The 7,066-nt window shown below is 71.3% G+C and carries 5 protein-coding genes; 2 read left to right on the forward strand and 3 right to left on the reverse strand.

Annotation, left to right across the window (positions count from 1 at the left end; all coding sequences use genetic code 11):
• Positions 1–25: 25 nt before the first annotated feature.
• The 3 genes from ABZ453_RS26795 to ABZ453_RS26805 all read right to left on the reverse strand — a co-directional run bounded on the left by ABZ453_RS26795 (position 26) and on the right by ABZ453_RS26805 (position 4,553).
• Entirely contained in the window at positions 26–1,456 is a 1,431-nt protein-coding gene (locus tag ABZ453_RS26795; RefSeq protein WP_359018456.1) for a putative T7SS-secreted protein, read from the reverse strand.
• A complete protein-coding gene (locus ABZ453_RS26800; protein ID WP_240864401.1) occupies positions 1,453–1,773 on the reverse strand; it encodes a hypothetical protein in 321 nt (106 codons plus the stop codon). The genes ABZ453_RS26795 and ABZ453_RS26800 overlap by 4 nt, the downstream gene beginning before the upstream one ends.
• A 161-nt stretch (positions 1,774–1,934) precedes the next feature.
• Positions 1,935–4,553, reverse strand: a complete 2,619-nt coding sequence (locus ABZ453_RS26805; RefSeq protein WP_359018470.1) for a glycosyltransferase family 1 protein — start codon at positions 4,551–4,553, stop codon at positions 1,935–1,937.
• Between the two features lie 274 nt (positions 4,554–4,827).
• Here ABZ453_RS26805 and ABZ453_RS26810 point away from each other — a divergent pair, with 274 nt between their 5' ends.
• Together ABZ453_RS26810 and ABZ453_RS26815 are read left to right on the forward strand one after the other, a co-directional pair.
• Positions 4,828–6,030 (forward strand): S8 family peptidase, encoded by a 1,203-nt coding sequence (locus tag ABZ453_RS26810; RefSeq protein WP_359018459.1) that lies wholly within the window; start codon positions 4,828–4,830, stop codon positions 6,028–6,030.
• Positions 6,031–6,290: 260 nt separating this feature from the next.
• Positions 6,291–7,066: maltotransferase domain-containing protein (locus tag ABZ453_RS26815; protein WP_359018461.1), on the forward strand; the 776-nt coding region annotated here is incomplete at its 3' end.

Consider the following 7,066-nt stretch of genomic DNA (forward strand, 5'->3'; position numbering starts at 1 on the left):
CTTGTTCCTTCTTTCCCTTCGGCGACTACGGGTAGAGGTGGACCACGTTGCCCTCGCGGTCGATCACCATGACCTCTTTGAGACCGTTCATGGGCCAGCTCTGGAACTGCGACCGCAGCGCGCCGAGGTCCGCGTCGCTGTCACCGAGGTTCAGCACCACTCGGTCCGTCTGACCCGCGTCCACCTTCTTCTGGACGGCGGTCCAGATGGAGCGTGGGTTCTTGGCGGTCGGGGCGTAGTTGTCGAAGACCTTGCCCTCGACGCGGAAGTCGGGATTCTTCCCGTTGATCGTACCCGGGGTCTGTTCGACGTCGTATCCCTGTCGGGCCAGGGTGTCCGCGGAATGCCGCTCCCGTCCCTTCGCGCGGATCGTCTCGGCGTCGTCGTTCTTGCTGAGCGATTCGGGCCTTCCACGGGGCTGGGCGGTCGGGTCGGGCTCTCCCGACGGCTTGGTCCGGTCGGCCTCGGCCGCGGTGTCCCAGTCGCCGCCGGCGGAGCCGCCCGACCCGTCGGACGTCATGTCGACCCGGTCGGGACCCGCGGCGTCGCTCACGATGCTTGCCATACCGGCACCGGCCAACGACACCCCGACGGCTATCTGGGCCGCGGCGGCGACGTTGATCGGGATGCCCAGCGCCGCCCCGATCCCGGTGGCGTCCAGCAGGACACCGCCGGCCTCCTCGCCCGCGCCCAGCACCGTCAGGCCGAGACCCAGGACGACCGACGCCGTGGAACCCGGGTCGTGGATCATGGCATTGCCGAGGGAGGCGAGATCCGAGACGACGGTCATGCCGACGTCCTCCAGGAAGTCCCCGACCCCCGAGACGACGGAGTCCACCGCGTGGTCGAACTTGTCCCATCCGGAGTCGTGCATGCCGTCATGGGTGATGGCTCGGTGGATGACCCCGGCGGCCTTCCGCGCGGCCGTGTCGCGGACCTCCTTCGCGCGCCGCAGTGCCGCCTTGGCACTGCCGAGGTCGGCCGCGGCCTGATCCCGCTTCTTCTTCAGCCGCACGAGTTCGGGGTCGTCGTCCTTGGTGTCCGACGGGAGGGCCTCGATGCCCCGCACCGCCGATTCGTGCTCCTCGTGCGCGGTCCGTCCCGCCTTGAGGGCCTTGTCCGCCAGTTGCTGCGCGTGTTCGAGAGCGCCGGCCCAGTCGTCGGTGCAGTCCGGGCGAACCCGCGTCCCCATGGCGCTCGCGGCCTTGTCGTAGCGGTGGTACGCCTTGCGCAGCGGCTTGAGGGCGTCGTGCGCCGTGTCGCGGAACGCGTCGGCCGCCTTGGACTTCCACGCGTCGACTCGGCAGAGAGCCTCCACGTCCCCCGCCTCACGCTGGATGTCGTCGGCGACCTCGCGCAGCGACTGCCCGAGCAGGGCGATGGCGTCCGGGTCTCCCGGTACCGGATCGCCGTCCTCGTCGAGCACGGCCCACTCGTAGACCGCAGGACGCCTCACTTCGCGCCCCGGCCGTGTGCGGCCCGTGCGTCCTGCTCCCGCAGGGCCCGGGCGAGCTCGGCATCGACGGCGTCGTAGCTCTTGGCGGCTTCCCACGTGATGACGCCGAGCTTCCTGATCTTCTCCGCGAGATCCTTGCGGTGGATCTTCCAGTTGTCGGCGAACTCGTCGAAGGCCTCGACGACACGCTGGTCGCCCAACTCGGCGGCCGAGAAGTCCTCGGCGGGATTGGCCCGGCCGGTGAAGGAGTCGTAGATCCTCTGCAGCGCCCGGGAGCACTCGCGGATGCGCTTCGTGTCCGCCTTCACGTCACTCATCGATGCCTCGCACCGACATGCGACCCCGCCCCCGGGACGTCACTCCGTGCACATGTCATCCCCCGACCGTAGTGATCGCGTCCCCGCGGGAGGTATGGCGGAACCACGAATCGAGCAAAGCGGACGTCAAGGGCGGGCAAAGGTCGCCCGCCCTCGCGCCGTCAGCGGAACAGCACCCCCGCTCCCTCCGCCGTCTCCTCCGACGGCACCGTCACCAGGCCCAACTCCGTGCTGGAGGCGAGGAGGCGGTGGGTCGGGAGGATGCGGACGGTGTAGCCGTAGGGGCCCGTGCGGTCCAGCGACAGGGGGCCCTCGTAGATCCAGCGGCCCTCGGGGTCGGGGCCGCCCGCCGACTTGAGGGGGACCGTGGTCGCGTCGGCGATGCCGTCCTGGGAGTCCACCCGGCCCGAGACCACCTGCACCTCGACGTCCTCGGGGCCGAGCTCGCCGAGCCCGACGCGCACCCGCAGGCCGAGCGTGGTGCCGAGTTCCGCGGTGGTCGTGGCGGCGGAGGTCTCGACGTGGTCGAAGGTCACCCCGTGCCAGGCGGCCCGCACCCGTCCCTTCCAGGCGGCGAGTTCGCGCGCCGAGTCGGGGTCCATGGCCCGGTGGGCGTGCGCGGCCGGCGTGTAGAGCCGCTCGACGTACTCACGGACCATCCGGCCGGCCAGCACCTTGGGGCCGAGGAGTGTCAGCGTCTGGCGGACCATCTCGATCCAGCGGTCGGGCAGGCCGTGCTGGCCGCGCTCGTAGAAGCGGGGCGCCACCCGCTGCTCCAGGAGGTCGTAGAGCGCCGCGGCCTCTATGTCGTCCCGGCGGTCGGGGTCGGTGCCCACACCGTCCGCCGTCGGGATCGCCCAGCCGAAGTCCGGCTGGAACCACTCGTCCCACCAGCCGTCCAGCACCGAGAGGTTGAGGCAGCCGTTGAGCGCCGCCTTCATGCCCGAGGTGCCGCAGGCCTCCAGGGGCCGGAGCGGGTTGTTGAGCCAGATGTCGCAGCCGGGGTAGAGCTTCTGCGCCATCGCCATGCCGTAGTCGGGCAGGAAGACGATGCGGTGGCGCACCCGCGGGTCGTCGGCGAACCGGACCAGCTCCTGGACCAGGCGCTTGCCGCCGTCGTCCGCCGGGTGCGCCTTGCCCGCGACGACGATCTGGACGGGCCGCTCGGGGTGGAGCAGCAGGTCCATCAGCCGGTCGCGGTCGCGGAGCATCAGCGTCAGCCGCTTGTACGACGGGACCCTGCGCGCGAAGCCGATGGTCAGCACGTCCGGGTCGAGGACGCCGTCGATCCAGCCCAGCTCGGCCGTCCCGGCGCCGCGTTGCCGCCAGGAGGCGCGCAGCCGGGACCGCACCTCGTCCACCAGCTGCTCGCGCAGGTTGCGGCGCAGCTCCCAGATGTCCTGGTCCGGGATCTCCGCGACGGCGTCCCAGCGGTCCGAGCCGCCGACCGTCAGCGCGTCCTCGGTGCGCTGGGCGCCGATCTGCCGGGCGCCGAGCCGGAAGACCTCGGGGGCCACCCAGGTGGGCGCGTGGACCCCGTTGGTGACGGAGGTGATCGGCACCTCCTCGGGGTCGAATCCCGGCCAGAGTCCGGAGAACATCTCCCGGCTGACCTGCCCGTGCAGCAGCGAGACGCCGTTGGCGCGCTGGCCGAGGCGCAGGCCCATCACGGCCATGTTGAACAGGTTGGGCTCGCCCCCGGGGTAGGTCTCCATGCCGAGCTGGAGGATCCGTTGGACGTCGATGCTCGGCAGCTCCGCGTCGGTACCGAAGTGGTGGGCGACGAGTTCGCGGTCGAAGCGGTCGATGCCGGCCGGGACCGGGGTGTGGGTGGTGAAGACGGTCCCGGCCCGGACGGCCTCCAGCGCGGAGTCGAAGTCCAGCCCCCGGGCGCACAGTTCGGCGATGCGCTCGAGACCGAGGAAGCCCGCGTGCCCCTCGTTGGTGTGGAAGACCTCCGGCTCCGGGTGGCCGGTCAGCCGGCAGTACGCCCGTACCGCCCGGACCCCTCCTATGCCGAGCAGCATCTCCTGCAGCAGGCGGTGCTCGCTGCCACCGCCGTAGAGCCGGTCGGTCACCCCGCGCTCGCCGGGGTCGTTCTCCTCGACGTCGGAGTCCAGCATCAGCAGCGGGACCCGGCCCACCTGGGCCAGCCAGACGCGGGCGTGCAGCCGCTTGCCGCCGGGCAGCGCGAGGGAGACCTGGGCGGGGGTGCCGTCGTCCTCGCTCAGCTGGGCGACCGGCAGCTCGTTGGGATCGAGGACCGGGTAGTGCTCCTGCTGCCAGCCGTCCCGGGACAGCGACTGGCGGAAGTAGCCGTGCCGGTAGAGCAGGCCCACGCCGATCAACGGGACACCCAGGTCGCTGGCCGCCTTGAGATGGTCGCCGGCCAGGATGCCCAGGCCGCCGGAGTACTGCGGCAGGGCGGCCGTGATGCCGAACTCGGGCGAGAAGTAGGCGACGGCGGCGGGCAGTTCACCGGACTGCGCCTGATACCAGCGCTCGCCGGTCATGTAGTCGTCGAGATCGTCCCGCACCGCGCCCAGCCTGCGCAGGAAGCGGCGGTCCTCGGCCAGCTCCGCGAGGCGCGTCGGGGAGACGCCGCCCAGGAGCCGGACGGGATCGCCCTCCGAGGCGGCCCAGCGTTCGGGATCGACGGACTGGAAGAGGTCACGGGTCTCGGCATGCCAGGACCAGCGCAGATTGCGCGCCAGATCACCGAGCGGCCGGAGGGGTTCGGGGAGAACGGGACGGACAGTGAATCGCCGGATCGCCTTCACATTCCACCTCGGCATACGTGCACAACAGGAGGACGCACGGCAGTGTGCGCCCCGTCGTCAATATCGACGGTATCGGGGAGAGGGGTTCCACAACCACGGGACACCCAAGCCTGTCGCACAGTCGTACACAGTCCGGAAACCACCGCAACCTTCGCCCGTCCGCCATGGCCGACATGGCCGATTCCGCCGCGTAGGCACCCTTGTGGCGTTTCTCACCGCACGAGAGGCTGCACGAGAGGCTGCCAGGCGCAGCCGAAGGAGGGGGAACTCGGACATGGCACGGACGCGAACGCTGCGTCTGCGCCGGCTGGGGGGCCTGACCGCGGTGGCCTGCGTCGCCGCGCTCTCGTCCGGCACCCTGCCCGCGCACGCCGCAGCTCAGGGGCGGATACTCGGCGCCGGTGAGCCCGGCTCCGTCCACGGAAGCTATCTGGTGACGCTCAAGGGGGGTACGAAGGCCCCGTCGACGGCCGGAAAGGGCATCGCCGAGAAATACGGGGCGAGAATAAGCCAGACCTACGGCACGGTCCTCAACGGCTACGCGATCCGGGCCAACGAGAGACAGGCCCGGCTCCTGGCAGCGGACCCGCAGGTCGCCTCGGTCGTCCAGGACACCCGAGTCGCCCTCGACGACACGCAGAAGAACCCGCCGTCCTGGGGCCTGGACCGGATCGACCAGCCGGCCCTGCCCCTGGACCGGGCCTACGCCTGGCCCCGGTCCGCGGGCGCCGGGGTGACGGCCTATGTGATCGACACCGGCGTCCGGATCACGCACAAGGACTTCGGCGGGCGGGCGAGCTACGGCTGGGACTTCGTCGACAACGACGGGACCGCCGCCGACGGCAACGGCCACGGCACCCATGTCGCCGGCACCATCGCGGGCCGCGGCTACGGGGTGGCCAAACGGGCCGAGGTGGTCTCCGTCCGCGTCCTCGGCGACGACGGCTCCGGTACGACCTCGCAGGTCATCGCGGGTATCGACTGGGTGACCAAGCACGCGCGCAAGCCCGCCGTGGCCAATCTCAGCCTGGGCGGCGCCCACAACGCCCAGCTGGACGCGGCCGTACGCAGCTCCATCGCCTCCGGTGTCACCTACGTCGTCGCCGCGGGCAACGACGGCCTGGCGGCCGCCCTGTACTCCCCGGCGGACGTCAAGGAGGCCGTCACGGTCGGCGCGACGGACCAGAAGGACGCACGGGCGGCCTTCTCCAACTTCGGCTCGGCCGTCGATCTGTTCGCCCCCGGTGTGTCGATCACCTCGGCCTGGTACGCGAGCGACACCGGGAAAGCCACCTTCTCCGGTACGTCGATGGCGACTCCGCACGTCACGGGCGCGGCCGCCCTCTACCTGGCCGGGCATCCGAAGGCCACACCGGCCCAGGTCGCCAAGGCGCTGGTGAAGCTGGCGGTACCCGGGAAGGTGTCCGGGCGGGGCCTCGGGTCACCGGACGAACTGCTGCAAGTACCGCCCTCGTAGGGGCGCAGTCCCGGACTCGTCATCGAAGAGTCCGGTTTCCGGCCCCGTTCGTTCACGAACGGGGCCGGTCTTGTGCGTAGACATACGCGTGAGTAGTTAACAAAGTGCCGGATTGCCCACCCGAATAGGGTGGGAAGGCTCCTCCGGTAGACCGGCCCGTCCCTCGGGTACTCCGGAGAAACACCCAGCACCACCCCACGCAGGACCCACCTCCCCACACCCATCCGCCCACCACCTGTATGACGCGGACAGGAGCGGTCATGCCCGCCACGCACCACTCGTCAGCACCCCCGACACCCAGCACCGAAGCGCCTCCCGTGCGCCCGGCCGATTCCGGACCGCCGTCCCCGGAGCCACCCTCCGCGGGCTGCACCGCCGGCATCGGGCGCATACCGGTCCTCGACGTCAGCCCGGTAGTCCAGCACGGCCGCAGGCCCGCCAAGGCCGTCACCGGGGAGTCGTTCGAGATCTCGGCCACCGTCTTCCGCGAGGGACACGACGCGGTCGCCGCGAACGTCGTCCTGACCGATCCCGAGGGCCGCCCGGGCCCCTGGACGCCGATGCGCGAGCTGGCGCCGGGCACCGACCGCTGGGGCGCGACCGTGACCGCGGGCGCCCCCGGGCGGTGGACGTACACCGTGGAGGCCTGGGGCGACCCGATCACCACCTGGCGCCATCACGCCCAGATCAAGATTCCGGCGGGGATGGACACGGATCTGGTGCTGGAGGAGGGGGCGCGGCTGTACGAGCGGGCGGCGGACGGTATGCCGCCAGTGGAATGTGACATAGTACTGGCCGCCGTCGCCGCCCTGCGCGACGAGACCCGCCCGCCCACGGCCCGTCTGGCGGCGGCGTTGACGCCGGAGGTGGACGCGGTGCTGGCCCGGCATCCGCTGCGGGAGCTGGTGACGGCCTCCGAGACGCTGCCGCTGCTGGTGGAACGGGAACGTGCCCTGTACGGCGCCTGGTACGAGTTCTTCCCCCGCTCCGAGGGCACCGCCGAGCAGCCCCACGGCACCTTCCGCACCGCCGCCCG

Source organism: Streptomyces sp. NPDC005799, from assembly GCF_040630525.1.
Lineage (GTDB): Bacteria > Actinomycetota > Actinomycetes > Streptomycetales > Streptomycetaceae > Streptomyces > Streptomyces griseorubiginosus_B.

What these genes read in the sequence shown, in the direction of transcription:
- ABZ453_RS26800 (WP_240864401.1), bottom strand. Translation starts at nt 1,773, where the DNA reads ATGAGTGACGTGAAGGCGGACACGAAGCGCATCCGCGAGTGCTCCCGG.
- ABZ453_RS26810 (WP_359018459.1), top strand. Translation starts at nt 4,828, where the DNA reads ATGGCACGGACGCGAACGCTGCGTCTGCGCCGGCTGGGGGGCCTGACC.